The 21018-nt window shown below is 64.8% G+C and carries 10 protein-coding genes; 7 read left to right on the top strand and 3 right to left on the bottom strand.

What is annotated here, in order from left to right; all coding sequences use genetic code 11:
* Window positions 1-775: 775 nt before the first annotated feature.
* Window positions 776-2443 (bottom strand): WXG100-like domain-containing protein, encoded by a 1668-nt coding sequence (locus IEY68_RS13410; protein ID WP_156426408.1) that lies wholly within the window; start codon window positions 2441-2443, stop codon window positions 776-778.
* A 993-nt stretch (window positions 2444-3436) separates the two neighbouring features.
* Between IEY68_RS13410 and IEY68_RS13405 the strand changes: the two genes are divergently transcribed.
* On the top strand, window positions 3437-4282 hold the full coding sequence (locus IEY68_RS13405) for a 2OG-Fe(II) oxygenase (protein WP_058856900.1): 846 nt from the start codon (window positions 3437-3439) through the stop codon (window positions 4280-4282).
* A 143-nt stretch (window positions 4283-4425) separates the two neighbouring features.
* On the opposite strand, the gene IEY68_RS13400 is transcribed toward IEY68_RS13405, so the two are convergent.
* Window positions 4426-5652: a DUF6250 domain-containing protein gene (locus IEY68_RS13400; RefSeq protein WP_058856899.1), complete on the bottom strand. Its 1227-nt coding sequence runs from the start codon at window positions 5650-5652 to the stop codon at window positions 4426-4428.
* A gap of 529 nt (window positions 5653-6181) precedes the next feature.
* Between IEY68_RS13400 and IEY68_RS13395 the strand changes: the two genes are divergently transcribed.
* The 3 genes from IEY68_RS13395 (at window position 6182) to IEY68_RS13385 (ending at window position 9623) form a co-directional block, all read left to right on the top strand.
* Window positions 6182-7063, top strand: a complete 882-nt coding sequence (locus IEY68_RS13395) for a hypothetical protein (protein ID WP_156426407.1) — start codon at window positions 6182-6184, stop codon at window positions 7061-7063.
* Window positions 7064-7534: 471 nt separating this feature from the next.
* Complete coding sequence (locus tag IEY68_RS13390; protein WP_189094234.1) at window positions 7535-8665, top strand: peptidogalycan biosysnthesis protein; 1131 nt, start codon at window positions 7535-7537, stop codon at window positions 8663-8665.
* A 16-nt stretch (window positions 8666-8681) separates the two neighbouring features.
* The gene (locus IEY68_RS13385) at window positions 8682-9623 is read left to right on the top strand and encodes a pyridoxamine 5'-phosphate oxidase family protein (protein ID WP_082681655.1); all 942 of its coding nucleotides are present in this window, start codon (window positions 8682-8684) and stop codon (window positions 9621-9623) included.
* Window positions 9624-9685: 62 nt separating this feature from the next.
* Here the strand turns inward: IEY68_RS13385 and IEY68_RS13380 are convergent, their stop codons facing one another.
* Window positions 9686-10297 carry a helix-turn-helix transcriptional regulator gene (locus tag IEY68_RS13380; RefSeq protein ID WP_229718754.1) on the bottom strand — a complete coding sequence of 204 codons (612 nt, stop codon included), beginning with the start codon at window positions 10295-10297 and terminating at the stop codon, window positions 9686-9688.
* A 173-nt stretch (window positions 10298-10470) separates the two neighbouring features.
* Between IEY68_RS13380 and IEY68_RS13375 the strand changes: the two genes are divergently transcribed.
* From IEY68_RS13375 to IEY68_RS13365, 3 genes are all read left to right on the top strand, one after another.
* A complete protein-coding gene (locus tag IEY68_RS13375; RefSeq protein ID WP_156426405.1) occupies window positions 10471-12132 on the top strand; it encodes a hypothetical protein in 1662 nt (553 codons plus the stop codon).
* Between the two features lie 61 nt (window positions 12133-12193).
* The gene (locus IEY68_RS13370) at window positions 12194-12619 is read left to right on the top strand and encodes a YbaB/EbfC family nucleoid-associated protein (protein WP_082681654.1); all 426 of its coding nucleotides are present in this window, start codon (window positions 12194-12196) and stop codon (window positions 12617-12619) included.
* Window positions 12620-12681: 62 nt separating this feature from the next.
* Window positions 12682-20973: a preprotein translocase subunit SecA gene (locus tag IEY68_RS13365; protein ID WP_058856893.1), complete on the top strand. Its 8292-nt coding sequence runs from the start codon at window positions 12682-12684 to the stop codon at window positions 20971-20973.
* Window positions 20974-21018 lie beyond the last annotated feature (45 nt).

Here is a 21018-nt window from a genome sequence, read left to right as displayed (position 1 = left end):
ATTGGTGTTCGCAGGCGGGTTCGTGTTCGCAGGCGGATTGGTGTTCGCAGGCGGGTTCGTGTTCGCCGGCGGATTGGTGTTCGCAGGCGGGTTCGTGTTCGCAGGCGGATTGGTGTTCGCAGGCGGGTTCGTGTTCGCCGGCGGATTGGTGTTCGCCGGCGGGTTCGTGTTCGCAGGCGGATTGGTGTTCGCCGGCGGGTTCGTGTTCGCAGGCGGATTCGAACGCGAATTATCAGGCTGGCGATTTGGGGGTTCTCCGCTATTGCGGTTCATCTCATCGCGCCCGCGCCTGTCCGCATCCACGGAGTCATCGCGACTACGTCGGAGCATGCGCGGGAAGCGATCGACTACCTCGCCGAGACGACGCCCGGGCTCCAGACTCCTGAACCCCCGACTGAATCTGCTGAAGAGTTCTCCCGGTCCGCCCGCCACTACATCCTCCAGCCTCGACCGAGGCTTTTCCTTGTGTCCACTTATTCGTCACGCCAACGGCGCCTCACCTGGATCGATACAGAGCGGGTTCCGCTTTACATCGAATCCGGACAGTTCGGCACTTCGGCAGGCCCAACCGGGCGGGTGCCCTGATCAACCGTTTGGAACTATGAGTTCGACGGCACAAGAACACAGCCCCTTGTCAAGTCGTTCATCAGACCGCCCCAATTCTGGACTATCCCCACGGTCGGGGAGCTGGCATGAAATCCACGTAGACGACCGAACTCTCATACCGTCAGAGCCGTAGTCCGCTTCTGTGCTGATCGACCCTCCGTTATCCCGCCTACGACCGACCTCCGACGCCGGATGTGTCGGAATCCTTCACGGGAGCTTCGACCGGGACATCTCGGTCGCGGTCTTCCCCGGTCGACTTGTCGTTCGACGATTCGGGAGGAGGTGCCGCGACGCTCGGTGCGAACACCTGCGGACCTTCGTGTCCAGGGGATGTCGCCGATGTTGTCCGGGCTTCCTCGCCACTCGTTCCGGATTCTCCCGCCGAGACCGCGGGTACTTTCCGACCAGAGGGTTCCGTCTCGGGCGCGACGCGTGCCGCCTTACCGCCCGCACGCGACCACGGCGTCTTCGACGACTTCCTGCCGGACGGTTGCCCCGCATCCGATCCCCCAGGGCCACCACTCGCGCGGCCGGCGCTTCCTTGAGCCTTGCCTGCGGCATCGGTAGGGCGCTGCCCGTTCGAAGCGGCGGACCCTGCCTGCGACTGACCGGGTGCCGATGCCGATGCCGATGGGCTGGTCTGCATTGCCGATTGAGGACCCATCGCAGCGGTGACACCAGGTCCATAGTGCGCAAATGCCGAGCCGGCGGGATCCGAGCTGGAACCCACGCTATCCGGGGTGATCGAACCACTGTCCGCGGAATTCCCGCCTTGTCCGGAAGAATCTATTCCGCCCGGCGAGACGCTCATCGGGGAGAGGGAATCGCCCGGGGCGGCCCCGGCGGCCGATGCCGCGGGCGAAACCGTTTCGGGTGTCACGGTAGTCGGCTGACTTGTCTCAGTTCCGGACGAGACTCCCGCGGGCGGAGCGGTACCGACCTTTGCGGGCTGGTCTCCGGGCGCAGACGAACCCGCCTCCGGGGCCGAGGGATTCCTGGAGGGTGTTTCGGCGATCGGCTGCTGCTCATCCGGCAACATGTTGGGAGGAATAGACGGCAGCGGGACGGGTTGTGTGCTGCCGGCCGGCGGAACTACGCTGGTCGGCGAAGGCCATTCGCCAGGTGGTACATCCAATCCTGGAGTAGTGAAATCCAGGTTGTCCAGCCGGTCGTTGAGTTTTTGGCCGTGCTCCTCCATATCACGGGCCTGGTTCTCCAAAATCGTGATGTAACGCGACACCGCATCGGGGTCCATATGCGTCACCGGCGCGGAGCCGGGTGCCGGCGGAGCCACGTCGGGCGGACGCAGAGCATCACGAATGAACTGATCGAAGCGATCCAGCATCGGATCGAGCGCCTTCGCCAGCAGCTCAGCCGCGATATACCACATCACGAACTCGGCCATTTCCTTGGCGATCTGGCGCGCCGCAGCTGCGAGCAGCGGACCGGTAGCCGGCGCGGCCGGTGTGAACATGCTCGCGATAAAACTCGCCGCGAGCGCCGCTAGTTCTATCAGCACGGCAATCTGTACCGCCTCGATGACGTCCGCCGCAATATCGAGCGCCGCCGCCGCAATATCGAACGCGGTATCCAGCTCCTCCATTTTCCCGAGGATGTAGGACCACTGTACGAGAATCGCCTGGTACGAATCGCCGGACATGGCCGATTCTACTTCTCCGATGGTGCCGGTCCCCTCATCGAAGGTTCTTCGGACATCAACGGCGAATTCATTGATGCTCTGGCCCATCTCGCGAACCTGGTCCACGTCGATGTCCGGATAAGGAATGCCCAGGGCATTGAGAAAGAACACAACCTCACTCGGTATGTGGATGCTCAATTCTCGAACCTTCTCACAGCAGCGTAAACCGATCTACCGGACCGTGATCTGCGTTCAAACGATCCGGCACAGTGCTGATCGGTGCAGCGGGTCATACCTGTCACCGGCCTCAGCGACTCGCCGTCACCGACTGCACAGGGCACAGGCGCGGAGCGTGGCATGAGCTGCAGGGACATTCGACCTCACGCACCTCGCTTCCTACGCGTTCTGAACAGATGGTGCGCCACCTCGCCCTACCGACCCGACGCCTGGACAGACTACCCAACACACGATTCCCGACCGGTCTTCTCACCCGCTGCCGAACGCCGATGACACCGGATCGAAGTCCGCTCGGCGGCGACTCCGGTGGAATCGGGGGATCGTGACCGAAAGACGAAGCAACGCGGTCGACCCTGTGGATCGTCGACTCCGTCCGACCCGGGATCCACCCGGGCCGAGTGGCGCCGGGAACGGTCGCCCGATCACGAATTCGCAGGTCTGCTGGTTCAGCACACTCGGCGTTGAGAGGTTCGTGTCGCGCCGATGCATCGGCACCGACTGCGCGATATCCCCCGGCACTCCGATCGGCGCGAGTGTGAGCCGATGGGCGTCGGGTGTCGCCGAGGGCAGGCGCCGACCCAACACCCGCGGTCTCACTATCACCAACACGGGGAATAACGGGAGCGCCGAACTTGCCCGGCCATCCGACCCCCACGGTGAGACAAGGAGAGTCGGGAAGCCGGCAGCACTTACCCGGGAGAACTCCCGGAGCGCCCAGCCGAACCCGCCCACACGACAAGAAATCAGCAGGTCAGGGCCCAGTAACCGGCCGAGACCCGCACCGCCGGCAGTGCCGAGAACTCGCACGACATCGACGCGGCAGCACTGGAAGCCATTCAACGGTGTCGTCAGGTCCGCCACCGGACTTTTCGACATGCGGCGCCGATGGACTACCCGGCCACGGTATCGTTCGCCATCGGCGGGGTGAACAGAATACGATGTGAGTCTGCGAGGATGACGGTGGCACTGGGTATTTCGTGGAAAAGCAGTATCAAGACCTGGATAAATGCGAGCCTCGAACAAGGTCATTCGGTCGAGTCGATCATCGAATCCCTGACCGATGACGGTCTCGATAAAGAGGCGGCCACATCAGCGGTGCACGCATTGCTGAGAGGAGAAATGCCGAACACCTCATCCTATGAATACGATCCGAACCCGGTCTTGCCGGACCGAATTATCCACGCCCACGACCGCGCAATCCACGCACTGCTGCGCGTAGAACAGCCGCAGCTGATCTTGTTCGACAACGTTCTGTCCGGCGATGAATGCGATCAGATAATCGAGATGTCCAAGAGTCGATTGCAGCCCTCTGCGACCATCGACCCGGCCACAGGGCTTTTCGAACAAGCCGAGAATCGTGCCAGCGAAAGCTGCACATTCTGGTTATCCGAGAACCCACTCATCGACGTAGTCGATCGGCGAATATCCGCCCTGATGAACTGCCCGTTGGAGAACGGCGAGGGTCTACAGGTTGTCCGCTACCGGACCGGAGGCCAGTACCTGCACCATTTCGACTTCTTTCCACCGAACGACCCCGGAAGTATTGCACATCTCACTGATGGCGGGCAACGGACCGCGACTCTCATAGTCTATCTCAATGACGTCGAGGCCGGCGGCGGAACAAGTTTTTCCAAGCCAGGAATTTCGTTTACTCCACGCAAAGGACAGGCGGTATACTTCCGGTACTTCAACAATCTCGGACAGCTCGATCCGGCGACAGAGCATGCCGGACTGCCGGTCGGCGCCGGCGAGAAATGGATTATAAACAAATGGATGCGCCGCTACCCGATCTCCCGTTGATTCGAGCCATTCATCGAATGGTGACGGCCAGGTCCCGGCTACGCTGAACACCTCGCACGCAGGGGTCGCCGGGCAATACGGATGCTCGAATCCTGGACTACGGTCCGATTCGGAATCGAACGACGCGCCGGGCAACCACTCCATCATACGGCGCAGTCCAGTAAGCGCTGCTTCTCGGCATGTTCTCGGTATCGGGATATGACAGCAGCAGCATCCAAGGAACTCTCCTGTGCATAGTAGGAGAGGTGACTCACCAGGAACCCCGGGTATATGCAGTTCGGTCGCCTCAAGTACGCCGGTATTTCGATGGAGAGCATACGCTCGTCGTCTCGAACTCTCGACATATACGGCAGATCTCTGCCCAGCCAGGCGACATAGTTGATGCTGAGGCGCCGGAACCACTCGATCGGTTCGGCAGGCATGCGGTCGAAAGCGTTCGGGTTATCCAGAAAGTGATAGTGCAGCATCTCGGCAAGTTCGCCGCTCTGCCAGAGCCTGCCCTGGTAGCCGCCGGGCGGGAGTTCCAGTTCCATCAGGCTGCGCGGAATAGCGCCGTATTTCTGTTGAAAATAGGCGCACACATTATTATTGACAACATTGGCGCTCACCAGGAAATACTGCTGTTCCCGAATCCGGAAACGGATAAATTCTTCGAGACTGTCGAGCTGAATATATACAATGTCATCGTCGCACTTCAGAAATACCGTATCCTCGTAGCGAGGGGCACCAGCGGAATAGAAACGATACACACTGTTCCAACCTTCCCCCGGTAGCTCATTGCTGTGGTAGAGATATTCACCATTCCCATCCATCCCCGGAAATCGCCATTCACCATCGGCGCCGTAACCGGTCTTTACGTAGATATCCCTCGCTCCGGGTTGCACAGGCGTGTCGAACTCGATCAGCTCCACTCCGTCGATCGCAAGGGTTAAACGGGTAGAGCTCATGGAAATCTCGATACCCCGGAAAACCGTGCCAGAAAGGACGCCCGGCGTATCAACGTCAACGACGGGAGGACGCATCACCATGCGGTCGAAATCGTCTCCGACGAGTAGATCGATATTGTCGACACGGCGTAGAACAGTGCGGTGATTGTCCCAACCCCCCACAACGAACTCGAAAGCTTCTGCACCGGGAGGCGCATCGCGAGGTTTGATGGCGATATGAACATCCTTGCCGGCGCGAACCCGGCTGCGCCAACAATTATCGGGCCCGAAATCCAATTGCCCGGCCGGGTAATAGATCAGGTCATCCGGAGTTCGACCCGGAACCGGGAATCGGCCCTTCAACCATTGGCCGTCGTCGTCATTTCTGGAAAAGTCCCATACGTGCCACTCATCGATAAGATTGCGGCGCATCGCCTCCGCCACGTATCCTGACAGTAATTCCATTCGATCTCGACGCCCGGCGAAGGTAACCAGGACAACTGATTTTCCGATTGATTCCGACATACAGACTGCAACCTACCAACTCTGATATCCATGATGCCGCACGAACTTTCCGAGGAATACTAGACTGCCGACGAAGGCCAGGTCAAAGACACATATCCCCAACAATGGACAGTTATCGGACAGAACGATCCAGAGGCAGAGCACGCCGGGCTGCGGTCAACGATGGATGAGGTGGAGTACGGATGAGGAGATCGACATGCTGAGGCTGCCCACTGCAGACAGTAAGAAGCATGACGCATCGGCGAGCTGCCATACCGGGCGTCCCCGCACGCACCGGAGTGATCCACATCGCCGACACGCTGCCGAAGGCTCGCGGTGGCCGCCGCGAACCGGAGAGCCTTGTCGTCCTCGGTTACCGCATCCCACTTCGACGATCTGGTAAACCTTTCTTCCCAGGAAGGAACAGGAGCACCGAGCCGGGGAATCCGCACGTTGCTAGGCTTCGGCTGTGACCGCGAACAGCTCACCCTCCGTCCAGCATGATCTGCTCATCTGCTCGACCATTCTGAACCCCGGACCGAGCCTCCACTCTTGGCTCGAATACCATTTGCGACGCGCGGCTATGGTCCTGATATTCATGGACGATCCCACACAGCGGAACATGTTCGCTCCTTTCACCGAGCACGATCGAGTTCTACTGCTGGAAGGCCCCAGCGACCGCAGTGACATGACGCCATCCGGAATCATGAACCGCATAATGGCCAATACCCAGACGGCCGTCTCATACGCTCTCGACAATGGGATATCTTGGCTTCTTCCCGTGGACAGCGATGAGATTCTCTACGACGGAGGCGATCACAGCTGGCAGTCGTGGGAAGGCGTGGGCCACGTGACTTTCATGAATCACGAGGCAGTTCCTGCGAGCCAGGAACTCACCAATTGTTTCACGGAATGCACTCTGTTCCGAGTCAACGGCCGCACCGAATTCATGGCGTACGGCAACGGTAAGAGTGCCGTGCGCGTAACTTCCGGCGTGAGAGCGGGTATCCACGATTTCGTCGACTACGACGGCGAGCATCGCACCGTTGCGCATCCGGTGATCCTGCACTACCCGAATCCTTCATTCGACAGCTGGGTGGCGAAATTCGGGAACTACAGCAATTTCTCCGATTTCTGGTGGGACAACCCCGACGCCCCGGTCCAAATACAGTTCATGCTCCGATCCAGGGACTTGCTGCGCGCGGCCCGAGACAATGACAATTGGGATGAGGCACGCGATTATTTCGCCACATGGAGTCTCGATAACACAGCCCGCGAGCATCTGTTGCAGACAGAGGTACTACGGCGTTACGACCCGATGGCGGAGCTTCTCGAGCGCTCAGGACATTGATACACCGTGAGGCCCCATATATTGCCGTAACGACCGGTCCGGCGGCCGGACGCTGATTCTCGGTCTTGCGGTAGTGCCTGCATGGTCCTCGTAGGTGCCGCCGCGTCGCGGACCGCTCGATTTTTCGCGGCGAGCGCCTCGCCGGCAAACTCCACGGACCGGCCCGATACTCATGGGTGCGATAGCCGACCCGGGGCCATCCGACGATCGGTGCCGGCCGGTATGCGACCGCCCCCGGTCGATCCAGCGAACCTGCCGCACCAGACCACAGACAAACGGCCGGGATCACACGGCATCGACGGCGCGTGCGGCCGAGTTCACCGGGAGCAAAGTTCCGGCGAAAAGCGCGGCCGAGACCCCGGCGCCGACGCCGATCGGCCCTCTGCAGGTCGAAGGAGCTGTTCCCGGCCCACAGGCGAAGGCCCGATGATCGTGATAGGTTCCGCGTCAGGGGTCGTGAAGGAATGCTCAATGTTCAGTTCGTCCGTGACGGCTATCTCGTCGCTTACCGCGACCGAGTGGGACAGCCTGGTCGCGGAGGGCGACCTGTTCTGCAGTCACGCATGGCTGCGGCACTTGGACGAAGCGTCGGCCCCGCATTCCGCCGTAGTAGTGCGCCGCAGCGGGCGGTCGGTCGCCGCGATGCCGTTCTGGGAGCCGGACCGGATGGAGGGGAACCTGTTCCGGCTGTCCGATTTCTTTCCGGACCTGCCCGCACTCGCCTCGGCCCGGTTGCTCTGGGCCGGAGCGCGCCGGGCGGTCCGCAACGGTGTGGTGTGCGAGACGGGTCCATCGCGCTCGCCCACCGCGACACACCTGCTCTCGGTCGTCCTCGACCACGCCCTCGCCGCCGAGTACGACGGCGTCATAGTTCCCTACCTCCCCGTGGGCGCGGCCGAGGAGCTGGCCGCCGCCCACCCGCGAGCGCGAGTCCTGCTGCATTCGGCGGACGCCACAGTGCATGTACTACCGCACGGTACGGCCGGCCCGAGCCGCACCGTCAGCGCTCATAACCGGAAGCGGCGACGGCGCGAGATCCGTGACTTCTTCGCCGCCGGGCATACGGTCGAATGGACCGGGCTGACCGCCGATATCGCCGCCGAGGTTGCGCCACTCATCGCGAATGTGCGGAGCAAGTACGGCGGCGGCGGTGGCGTGGACTGGATGAATCGAGTGTTCGAGGCGCAGCGGAAGGTCGGTCTCGACGAATCCGCGGCCGTGCTGCTGTGCCGCCGCGACGGCGTCCTGGTCACCACCGCCGTCTGCTATCACCACGGAGATGCTCTGCACGGCAGGTATTTCGGTGCCGACGAATCGGCCGGTCGCGCCGGTTCGCCCTATTTTTTCACCACCTGTCACGGGCCCGTCGCCTACGCGGCGCAATCCGGGCTCCGCCGCGTCCACCTGTCGACCTCGTCGCTGGAGGCGAAGGTTCGCCGGGGCGCGACTCTGGAACCCCTCGCGGCCGTCGCCCTGCTGCGAGACGAACCCGACGCCGCCGGCATCGATTCCCACAACCGCAAATTCGCCACCGAATACCACAATCGCTTCGCCGGCCACCAGTCCGCGCTCGGCCCGGCGTGGTCCGGCTATCTCGATTGATCGAACAGGAGTACCGATGCTGCATCTCGTCTACCGATTCGCGCCGACCCCGAAGGCCCGAGCCGATCTCGCGCAGTTCTGGCAGTGGATCGCCGACCGGCAGCTCTGGTTCTACGACGGCTTGGACATGGTCCTCGACACCACCTGGCATACCGTCACCATCGGCGACAATGTGCACTGCCTGGAGCACAAGGTCACTTTCGCCGACGAAGCAGCATGGGGAGAGTACCGCCGCGCCGTGAGCCGGCGCTCCGCCGATCCGGAATGGGAGAGCCGGAGGACCGGTCAGGACGAGTGGTACGACATCCTCGACTCCCGGATCCTGTCCGACCCCCCACTACCGATCCCGCTGCCACAGCGAGCCGCCGCACGATCCGATTCCGCCGCCGTATCCGATTCCGGCGCCGCGGGATCCCGGTCGGCGCCGGCCCGCAGCAGCTTCCTGCTCGACCGGGCACGATTCGTCACCCTCGCCACCACCGGACCACACGGACCGTGGGCGGCCACGGTGAACTTCGTCGCGCGGCACCGTCCACTCCACCTGATCTGGTACTCGTTGCGCACCGCCGAGCACTCCGCGAACATCATCGCCAACCCGCGTGTTTCGGGATCCATGTTCATGACCGGTCTGACCGGACCCGACGCGCCCTCCGGCCTCCCGATCGACGGCGCCCAGTTCTCCGGTAGCTGCCGGGAGGTCTCACCCGCCGAGCTGCCGGAATGCTACGAGCACTACTACGCGGCGAATTTCCCCGATCCCGCCGAACGCGCGGACTGGGCGCTGCCGGTCGAATCCTTCCGAGGCGACGGTCCGCGGCGCTTCTACCGGCTCGATATCGAGCGGTGGGGGCTCTACGACGCGCAGCGCTGGACGGTGGACAAGCACGATACGCGAATGGAAGTAGCGCTATCCGAGATCGAGGAGGAGGCGGCCGGGCAGCGTCGAGCTCCACAGTAGGCCTGCACGATTCGAACGATCCGCGCGTCGCGTACCGCTCGATCGAACCGCCGGGGCGGATGTCATACGAGGGAGCCGCCGACCGCAGCGTTCGCGCGGGCCGCGAGGGCCAGCAGCGCCGCCGACAGTTCCGGCGAATCGTGCACCCGGAAATCGACATCGAGCCCGACCAGTCGTTGCGCCGGCCATTGCGGTGAATCGTCGCGGGAGCCCGCGAGGCGGCAGGTACCGGTATCGAGCGCGGTGAGTTCACCAGGGCTCTCGCCGAGCCGGCCCGCGATCTCCCCGGCCGGCGCGTCGATGGTCACCGACACCCGGAACATCGGTGTTCCCCAATCGGTTCGGTGCCCGGCCACGTACTCGGCGGACGTGGCGGCGGGCGGCGGGCGCGGGGTGAAGCGGATACCGGTCGCGAGGGGCCGTTCGACGCGTTCGACCCGAAAGACCCGCCACGTGTCACGTTTCCGATCACGGGCGACCAGGTACCACCGGCGGCGCATGCTCACGAGGCCGGCCGGTTCCGCTATGGCGACGGCTTCCTCCTCGTCGACCAGCAGCGGCGGCATGGCCGTCCCCGCGACGAGCCGATAGCCGCCTGCCGCACCCGTGAAGTGACGGCTACCCGAACCTGACTTCGTGCGGGGGCGGGCCGGATCCACTCGGATCGGGCCCACCAGTGCCCAACCGTGGGAAGTTCCCTCCCGGCCGACCCGATCGTCCGGGATAAATTCACGTAACTGTCAAATATCGGCGGTCGTAGATCGACGCCCTGAATGTCGGTGGCCGACAATATCGTCCACATCGGCGGGTGGGAACTACCGCGGCGGGAGCACACGAGGAGAACGATATGGGCGAGTCGGTGTGGGTCGATATCGACGCGATGCGAGCCTCGTCGTCGGAGCTGAACCAGGTCGCCGCCCGGACAGCCGTGATGGTAGCCGAACTCGAGGCCGAACTCACGCTCAAAGGTGAGTTCTGGGGAGACGACGAGCCGGGGAAGCTGTTCGCGCAATCGTATATCCCCGGAGTCGAACAGGCGATGGCAGGTATGGCGGGCCTGGTCGCCGAATTGCGTAACGCCGAACGCGGTTTCGCCGAGGCGGCGGACGCCTACAGCGAGAGCGACAGCACCGGTGCGAATCACGTCGCCGACCCGGGCTCACCCACGGTGACCGGAGAGCTCGGCGTATCCCGTCCGCCGAGTTACCGGGGTCCGGCATCCGCTGCGTTGCCCGAATATGGCCTTCCCGCAACCGGGTACCATCCGCACGCCGACGGCGCCGGCTCGCGCGACGACGACGGACATTTCTCCGACGGTCGATCCCGGACGACCGGGACACCGTACTCGCCCTCTCCGCCCGAACGGTCCCCCGAATCCGAGACCGCATCACCAGGGGCGAGCGAATCCGCCGACCCGGACGGATCCGGTCAGTACCCGGGTGGCGACGGGGAGACCGGCGCGCCGCTACCACCCGTCGCCGATATCGATGCCCCGTGGCTGAGCGCACCGCCCGGCGGCACCCCACCGGTCAACACCCCGGCACCGGAGGCCACCCCCGCGAAACCCGCTGACGGGGCACGCGCTAGGCCGGTGCCCACCGGACAGGTTGGACCAGCCGGACGCGCGACCGGCACGGCCTCGCCGGGAAATCTCGCGAACAGTCCCTGGTCGAAATCCCCACCCACCTCCCCTTCGGTCACTGCACCGCAGAGCGGCACCCCACCGAGGACTTACCCACCCCGGCCCGCGGCGCCGCGAACGGAGGGCGACAAGCGCACAGCCGGGAAACCAGCGCGCGAAACCGCACGGCCCCTCGTGCAACGACCACAGACGAGCGATGTCGAGGCGATGCGGATCGCGCGCGAAATGGCGGCACGCCACAATCTCGAGCTCTGCGGTTTCGAGGCCGCGGGACTTCACCAGCACACCGTGCGACAGATCGAGGCGGCCCTCGATCACGTACTCGGCCGATACACCCTGCCGCTGCGCGGAATAGAGATCGCCCACGTGGCCGGTGCACCGTCGCGCACCGAAGTCCGCGGCACGGCTTCGGACCCCGGTGCTCCCGCGCTCTGGATAGTGCTGCACACGGCGGCCGCCACGAACCCCCGACTGCCGCATGATCCGGCCGCCGCGTCACCGCAGTCGACAGCGGCCGTCCACCAGGAGCGTCCGATCTACGCGACGGTCATGCGCGCCCTCGGTGGTGCGCTCGATATCTCCGGGGGGTGCCGGGCCCGCACCGAGGCCCAGCGTGCGCTGATCACCGAATATCTCCGGGTGCACGGCAGCAAGGGCGACACGCTCGCGCGGGTGGTACGCGGTTACAAGGGATGGCGCGGCGGGCTGAGCGGAAACTGTTTCGAGCGCGGTATTTTCGCCCCCACGCAAGCGCTGGCGGAGGCGTTCGCCGCCGTCGAGTCGAACAGCGAATCGGCCGGACCTCCCCAGCAGGTCCTGCATCGGCTGCTGGTGACCCTGGCAAGGCTACCCGACACGAACCTGTGAGCAGAGCGGTGGCAATCGGATCAGCCTGCGGGGCAGTGGCGCACAGGAAAGAGAGATCAGTATGGACCGATGGAGACAAGAGGCTTTGCGGTCGGCCAACAGCGGATTGCGCAACCAGATCGAAAGCTTTCTCGACACCTACGAGCAACAGAGACCAAGGCTGACCGAGATGCTGCGGCAATTGGAGACTATTCGCGTACAGGTGGACTCGCCGGACCGGTCGGTCCAGGTCGTCGTCGATGGCGGTGGGGTGCTCACCGGCCTGACGCTCACGACGACCGCACTGCGCAGAACTCCTGAGCAACTCGCCGCCGCCATTGTCGACGCGGTCCAGGACGCGGCGCGATCCGCCCGCGAACAGCACGAAAGCCTGACCGCTCCCGCCGCTGCCGATGCCGTTCCCGACCTTCCCGATCTCCTGCCCGAAGCACCCAGCGTCCATGAGGTCCGGGCCTTCTTCCGCGATGACGATGACCGAGCGCGGTAATCGGTCGACGGCGTGGTAGAAAAACCTTGACCGGACTCGGAGCAACGGGGCCGAGGCTGTAGATGAGCCTGCAATTACCACCGTGGCTGCCCCCGATGGTAGTCGAGTGCACGGCGGGCCATTTCCCGCGCGGCGACGAGACCGCGATGCGCGACATGGCGGGGTACTGGTCGGATAAGGCCGAAGACTGTCGCACAACCGCCGACCACCACGACGACCAGGCGGTGAAGAGCGAGGCCGCCACCCGGAGTATCGGGGGTGACGGGGCAGCACAGAGCCATAGAAACCTGGCGGCGAAGTTCCGATCTCAAGCCGAGTGCAACGACTCGCTGGCCGAACAACTGTACGAGAACGCGAACAACACCGAGCTACAGAAATGGACGGTCTACGGGTTCGCGGTGCTCCTGGCATGGCAGCTGCTCCGCGCCGCGATCATGTTCTCCCCGGCCGGCGCCGCGATCGAGATGTGCATCCAGCGGATGGCGACGAAGACGGCGCTGCAGGTCGTCAGCCGGAAGACCGTCATCTTCCTCGCCGGCCAATCCGCGAAGTACGCGGCCGAACGCAGCACGCTCAGACTGGCGGGCAACGCGGCGTTCTGGGGCGGCTTGCAGGTCGGCGGCATGAACGTCCTCGTGCAAGCCGGTCAGATGATCAACGACACCCGAGAGTCGATGGACTGGTCGAGCGCCCGGGTGATGACGCTCTCCGGTGGGGCCGGCGGTGCCGCCGGCGCGATCGCGGGCAAGAAGATCGGCGAGCGGTGGATCATTCCGAAAACAGTGGCGCTGGCCGAGGGCGCGAACAGCAGCTTCGGCCGGATGCTCTACCAAGTCGGTGGCACGGCGCTCGTCGGTACCGGCGCCGGACTCGCGGGCGGTATCGTCGGCACCTCGGTCGGGCTCGTGGGCCAGGAGTTCACCCTCGAGAGCATCGGCGAAACACTGATTCCGGCCATGGTCGGTGGTTTTCTCGGCGCCGCCGCACAGGGCGCCGCCGATATCCGCAGCGCCACCCGCGCAGCGACTCCCGCCGCTTCCCCCGGTGGCGGGCGCACCGCCAGAGCTCTCGCCGCCGGTGCCCTCACCGTCAGTGCGCTCGCCGGGACCCTGCACTCCGACGCCCCTCCCCCGGTCGACGCGCTCGGCGGTGCTGCTCGCCACGCCCGCTCTGTCGGTGACATATCCACCCCCTCGGTCGCCGAGCACGGCTCCCGCGGGCACAACCCGAGCGATCCGGCCCCGGCCCGCCGGGCGACGGCCGATCTGATCTCGCGACCCGCGCCGTTCGTCCGCGCGGAATACAACAGCGGTATCCCGAAGCCCCAGGGTCCGGACACCGTACTCCCCGACGGCGTCAATCAGGTCCGGGGCGACCACATCACGCACCCCAGCGGTGAACAGCTGCCCGGCAACAAGGCGCCACTGATCCAGTCGTCGCACGCCGCTGGGGAGAGCCGCGCCCCGCACACAGATGTCAACACCCTCGGCCCGATACATCCCGCCGATCCCGCAGCGGTGGGTGAGGGTTTGCGGAACCACGCTGTCAGCGATACCGCCGGTCCGCGGCCACACCATCCGGAAGGAGACACGGCCCCTTCGGAATCGGGCCGCTCCAGCACGAACCGTGACACACACGGCACCGCGGAGCACCCCGTAACTCCCGAAGCGCGACCGGACCGGCCGGTAGCCGCCGACGAACCCGGGGGCGCGCAGCAGCCGAAGCCCGCCGATCCGGAGCCGACGGCGGAATCCGCGAAGGCCGCGGACCGGGCGGGCGAACCGGAAACCGCGGAGCAGACCGCCCCTGTCGACGGGGCCGGCAAGCACCCGGATGAAGCCGATACGACGACCTCAGCGGGCGACACGGTACGGCAGCACGCCGAGGAGACATTGCGGGATTACACGGCTCGCTCCGGACCCGACATCCCGGAGGCACAACGTTTGGTGAACGCCTCCGACGAAACCCTGGTCGAGATGTTGCGCGGCAGCCCGGCCGATGCGACCGCGGCACTGATCGAGGTGATCCGGCGTGGCGAGGACAAGGTGCTGCGCTGGACACAGGTCGCGGCGATGACGGCGATGCACGAGAGCGTGGTGAACATGGATGCCGGTGAGGGCAAATCGCTGGTCTTCGTCGCCCACGCGGCCCGCGACGCCGTGGCCCACGGCGCAGTACAGGTGATCACCACCCGCGACACCCTCGCCAACCGCGAATTCATCAGATTCACCCGAGTTCTGGGGCCGCTGGGATTCGATATCGTGCGAATGAACCCGGATACGGCACCGCCACCACCCACACCGGACAGACCCACCATCTACATCGGAACCCAGCAGGACGTGGGTTTCGCCGCACTCCGCGAGAATTGGGTACCGGGCCGCCACGCCACGATCGACGAGATCGACGAGGCACTCGTCCATGCCGACACCCAGTACATTCTGTCCGACGGTGCGGGCCGACCGGCCGATACCTTGGTCACCACGCAGGTCGGTGTTGCTCACGACATCCTGAAAAAAGGCGTTCTGACGGCTTCGGATTTCGGGCTCGCGCGGGACCGACGCGGCAGCGCCGCGAATCTGACGGAAGGCGGCCGCCAGATGGTGGAGCGCCGGCTGGGCCGCGGACTGAGTGCCGGGGAATTGAACCGGCTGAACATGGCGGCCGCCGCCAAATGGGAGTACGTCGAGAATGTGCACTATATCCGGCACGAAATCGATGGGCGGGAACGGGTATTCATCATCGACCAGACCACCCACAAGGTGTTGTTCGATCCCGAAACATCCACCGAGAGCCGATGGAACGGCGGCCTGGCCCAGGCGATCGAAGCCGAGCACGGCCTGGTCATCCAGGCCGACCCGAAAAGTTCGAAATCCATCACCGCGCAAGAACTGTTCGGCCGGGAGCACTACGACAAGGTCACCGGCGCCTCGGGCACCGCACGTGGTTCGGCGAAGCAGCTCGCGGACCTCCTCGGGACCGATGTCATCTCCGTCGACCGTTTCCACGACTCGAAGCTCGAGGTCATGGCGGATACGATCTCGCCCGACGAAGCCGCGAAATTGCGGACTCTCGCTACCGATATCGGGCAGATGCAGGAGACCGGCCGACCACAGCTGATCCTGGCCGACCGTAACGATATCGTCGCCCATTTGTCGAAGCTTTTGCATTCCGACGATCCGGGCCGTCCTGGCCGTGTCGAACATATCGCGGTCGACGCGAAATGGTTCCTCGAGCACGGCACCCGCGCCGAGGCCGAGCTGCAGCGAATCTTCGATGCCGCGGGTCAGGAGGGGAAAGTCCTGGTCATCAATATGCAGGGCGCTCGTGGAGTCGATATCCCGATCAATGCGGTGACCAGGGAACTGGGCGGCCTGCATGTGGCTGTCACCGGCCGCTCGGCGCTGTCCCACGATATCGATATCCAGGCCCAGAACCGCGCCGCCCGTAACGGCGATCCCGGTAGCGTCCGGTACTACACCTCCCCGAGTGACAACCTGTACGCCCTTACCGAGAACCCGATGGTGCGGCAGGTCGTCGTCAAATATGTCGGCGAGTACGGCCAGGCAGCCGGGGAGCATCGGGTGGCGCCGAGCGTCGAGACTCAGGCGCGGCTGAGCCGAGCCGAGAACGACCTTCGTGGACTGGTGCAGCCGCTACAGGAGGAGGCGGCCGCGCAACGCCGACAGGCTGCGGCCCCGGCCGGCAACACCTCGGGTCCGGCCACCCGCGCACCTCCCGCCGACCAGTTCGACGACGACGAGAGAACACAGCATTCGCCGGCGACCAACCAGCTCCCGCAATCGTCCGCTGGCGTTCTCAGCGCCGCCACCGCCGGGCAGCAGGAACCCCTTGCCGGCAAAGTGGGCAAGTGGCCGGCGGCCGACACCGATGCGTTGCTGCGACAAGCGCGGGACGGCGATCCGGGTGCGACGCAGGCATTGCGGCGGCAATTCGGTTCCACCACCCTCCAGCACGTACTCACCACTCTGGGCTGGGATCCGGCACAAGGCGCACCGGCAGCGCCCGTGCAGCACTTGGCGCACGCGATCAACTCGGCCGGTTTCCGTGCCGCACAGCTCGACGGATGGCAGACCCCGCACGGCCGCGACCTCGAAGGCTGGCTGGGTGAGAAGCTGCAGAACGTCATGGGCGACGCTCTCGGGCAATTGGCGCACACCCAGGTCGGGCACTTCGCCGGCGCGCAGGATGCGCTGCGGCGAGGCCACGAACTCACCGCGCACCAACTCGCCGCGGTCGGCGAGCTGACGCACGCGGTCCAGGCGCAAACCCCGGCCGCATCGCGCGCCGGCCCCGAGGACGCGGCGGCAGCCGTCAGGAGCACCCCATCGGTCGCATTCCCCGATTCACCCGTCGATCCGGGCGCGACACCGATCCACAACGCCGACCTCGCCGTCCGAACCTCCTCCCGAGCAGCCCTGTTTCCGGGCGGGCTGCTCGAAACATCGATATCGAACCGGTCCACGGCCGAAAGCAGCGCACCCACACCATGGTTCGGCCACACCTTCACGGCAGATCCGGGTGCCACACTGCTCATCCCGAACACGACCCCGCGCCCCGGCCGGACCCAGCAGCCGGCACAGCCGGCACAGGTACCGGCGGCCGGAGCCGGCCGGGCAGGTGCGGTCGACCCCGCTGCGAACACACCGTGGGGCAGGCACCGAACGCATATCGGCGCGGCCCATCCAGCAGCCGCGGCCGTCGCCCGGACCAGCGCGCCCGGACGCAGTGTCAGCGCGCCGCGCATCACGGAGTCCCCGCCACCGGTGCCGAATACCTCGCCCGCGCAGGCTCCCCCGTCCCACCGTGCGACCGCCTCACCCGCCGCCGGACTGGTGCTGGCGCTGGCCCGCGGCACAATCGCCGGGCAGCTGCCACAGAGGGTCCGGGATGCGCTGGAGAAGGACCCGCGGGCGCTGCAGGACGGGATCGAACAACTCGCACCGGAACAGCGGCAGGTGCTGCACCATCGTTTCCTGCTCGGGCTGTCGCCCGCCGAGACGGCGGAAGCCCTGAACCGGTCCACAGAGGCGATCAGAACGACGCAATATAGGGCCTTCCTCCGTCTTACCGAGCTGTTGGAGCGACAGGTCCGCAACGAATCGTCGGTGGTGGCCCAGAAGACACGAGGCACTGTCGCCGAGATCCCCGATTACGTCCGCGACTGCCTCGTCCAGTCCGTGCGCGCCACCCACGCCCTCGGCTACGACGGCGCCACCATCCCCACGAAGGGCGCCGACACCTGGAAGGCCCTCGAGGAAAACCTCGACGGTGCTTTCACCAGAGTCGCCGACTCGGCGACCGACCCCGTCGCCCATATCCTCGACCGAGTTGCCAACTCCCGCAACAGGATCGACACCGCCGTCATCGTCGTCGACTACGGCACCAACGCCCACAGCTTCACCGTCACCACCATCGGTGACCGAACGGTCATCTTCGACACCAACATCGCCCAACCGGCCACCGCGAAAACCAGCGCACCGACGGACCACGGACGCATAGCCCGCGTCCGAACCCGCGAGAATTGGGAACCGACCGACTCGGCGCGCATCAAATCCGCATTCGTCCTCGAGTTCACCCCGGACGCCGCGGGCCGGCTCCAACCGCTGCGCCCGGATCGTGTCGACGGCCCGGACGCGGCGGAGCGGCAGCGCAGAATCCAGGGCACACCCGACGAAGCCGCAGAACCCGCCGAAACCCCTCAACCCGGCCGAGCCGCACAGAACAATGGCGTCGCGCGATTCCTCGATTCGGCACCGGCCCGCACTGCGAGAACCCCTGAAAAAGCGAACGCGAACATCATACGGCGGTGGAGGTCCGGCACCCTGAACTCCGTCATGAATGGTTCCGTCATTGCGGGCAACGGCCTGTATCTTTCCGCGCACGGCGCATCGCCCGCCATGCTCTCGGTGGCTACAATGGTTTCCTCAGCGGCGCAACTGGCGGGCCAATTCGCGGCCGTACCGCTCGGACACAGGTTCCGGCACCGCGAAACGCTGAAGACGCTGGCGGCGTCCGGTTTCGTGGTGTCGGCTGCCGGGGCCGCTTGGATGCTATCCGGTCTCAGCGGCAAGATGGCCATGATGATAGGCGCTGTCGGCGCCTATACCTTGATCGACAATATCTACACCAACATCTCGAGGCTCTATGCCAAATGGCTGGCAAATTCACGTCGGGAAGAACTGAGCGCTCAATCATTGGCGCTGTTGGAGCGTTCGATCGCCAGTGCGGGAGGAAAGTCCTTCAGCGGGCTGAGCAACAAGGTCGATTGGCTCCTGACCAGCATCCTCGGTATGACCAACTGGTTGAATTGGTGGGTATTGAGATCGCTTCCGACGCAGACGCGGGCAGAATTCAAACAAGCCCGGGCGGAACTGAAGAGGCTAGCGGAAGAGGAAAAGCAACAATCCGGGAAGAATCGAAAAAAAGATCCCACTATCATCGATGGGCTCCGCAACCTGCTGAAAGACCACTGGATGCGCTGGTACTTCGCGGCCACCGTCCCGGCGGTCGCCGCAGTCACAATCGGCACGACGCATTTGAACCAACTGATCACCGGGCAGGAATACAACATGTGGCTGGGCGGGGCACTTCTCGCCGCCGTCGCATTGGGAATCACCGCGGCAAAGCCGATGGAGAGCCTGCTCCGACGTCTCAGCGCAAGTTTCACCCTACCGTTGTCGTACTTCTCACTGGCGCTGATGATGTTGATGTACGGGGAATATCCGGGTAGTTTCCTGGGAATTTTCGGGGCCGCATTCTTCGCCGGTATGACCCAGATGGCCAACAACCTGCAGTTCGGTGTGCGATGGGAAAAGAGTGTTCCCAGTGACTCGATAGGCGCCTCGACCTCCGCCATCATGGTCATCAACGCTCTCGCCGGCTTTGCGGGCGGTGCGGCATTGAACGTGGTGCTGTCCCATGGTCTCCGGGTGACCGGTTGGATAGAGGCGGCAGCACTCACTGCGGCGGGCATCACCGCGTCGGTAGGCGGCATCCTGACGCGCGGCAGGAACAACGAACAGCCGGATAGTGCGGAATCCGCCGCAGCCACGAACACCGCGATCCGACTCGCCCGCACCTTCCGGACACTCAGCGAGGACAATTCACCCGAACCCGACTACGCCGACCCGAAATGGCATGGAAAGGACAACTGGAAGCCCCTCGAAGCCACTCTCGGCGCACCACTCCGGCTGCTTCGGGCAAAAGGAGACGACGCTGTCGCCGGCATCCAAGAGACCGTCCGCACCCGGCAGAACGGCATCGCCTTCGCCGTTGTGGTCACCGAGAAGGACGGTATGGTGGACGGCGCGATCATCGCCAACGTCAAGGGCGCCGGCATCCACTTCGGAACTCTCCTCGACGATCCCGATAAAATCTTCGTCGCCTACTTCACCGACAACAACAAGAGCACCCTCGAGTGGTTGTCACCGGGCCGGGCCGACGAGCCCAAGCGAAACCTTCTCGGACGCAAGCGGACCCAACACCCGGGCGGCAAAATCGACAACCCGCTCACCGAGGCCACCCCGCTACCGGAACACCCCGGACCGGCCCGGCAGCAAGCCCACGCCTCAACTGACCCGAGCCCCACCGCGTCGCTCTCATCTCCGGATCAGCTGGTCAACTCCTCGTCGGCGTTCCACACCAGACATCCAGGCGACAACATAACGACATCCCCGCCCCAACCCTGGAAAACCCGCCGGGAAACCGGCAGAACAAACACAGAACCGGCACAACAACCGGCGAAAGCAGAAACCGCGAACACCACCACCACACCAGGGCAACCCCGCAACGAAACCCCGGATATCGAAAATGCCCTCGGCCTCCCCCACAGCAACCGCAACCCCCCACCATGGGCCGCGCGCCCCGGACCCACCGTCCCCGACCGACCCCTGAGAACACAACGCAACCCGGACAACAGCCGAGAACCCGAACCGGCCTCCCGCGATGAGCCATCCGCCGAAAGCCCGGCACCGAACCGCCCCGACGACTTCCTGTCGGCCACCGAAACACAACACCCAGGCGCCGCCGGAACAACCACTCGACATCCGCAACCCTGGAAAACCCGCCAGGAAACCGGCACCACAAATACAGCAGAGCAATCGCCGGACCGGTCGGCCCACCCTCCTCACTTCAAAGACGTCTTCGACCTTCCCCACCGCCGCGACCGCTACTCCGCACCATGGACCCCGCGCCCCGGTCGCGGCGTCCCCGACGCGGCGCAAACATCACATCACCACCCCGAGGACGACGACCGAGACCTTCAGCCGGCGTCTCCCGGCGAGCCCATCCCGACTCCGACTCCGTGGCAGCATCGGCAGGTCGAGGGGCCATAACGCGTCGGTCCGGGAGACACACCGGATGCCCTGGCAGGAATCGCG

Source organism: Nocardia jinanensis, assembly GCF_014645735.1.
Classification (GTDB): domain Bacteria; phylum Actinomycetota; class Actinomycetes; order Mycobacteriales; family Mycobacteriaceae; genus Nocardia; species Nocardia jinanensis.
The sequence above is the reverse complement of the archived record's forward strand: the minus strand, read 5'-3'. Positions and strand labels throughout refer to the sequence as shown.

Coding starts and splice junctions, on each gene's coding strand:
- IEY68_RS13405 (WP_058856900.1), top strand. CDS start 3,437: ATGACGGTGGCACTGGGTATTTCGTGGAAAAGCAGTATCAAGACCTGG.
- IEY68_RS13390 (WP_189094234.1), top strand. CDS start 7,535: ATGTTCAGTTCGTCCGTGACGGCTATCTCGTCGCTTACCGCGACCGAG.
- IEY68_RS13385 (WP_082681655.1), top strand. CDS start 8,682: ATGCTGCATCTCGTCTACCGATTCGCGCCGACCCCGAAGGCCCGAGCC.
- IEY68_RS13375 (WP_156426405.1), top strand. CDS start 10,471: ATGGGCGAGTCGGTGTGGGTCGATATCGACGCGATGCGAGCCTCGTCG.
- IEY68_RS13370 (WP_082681654.1), top strand. CDS start 12,194: ATGGACCGATGGAGACAAGAGGCTTTGCGGTCGGCCAACAGCGGATTG.
- IEY68_RS13365 (WP_058856893.1), top strand. CDS start 12,682: ATGAGCCTGCAATTACCACCGTGGCTGCCCCCGATGGTAGTCGAGTGC.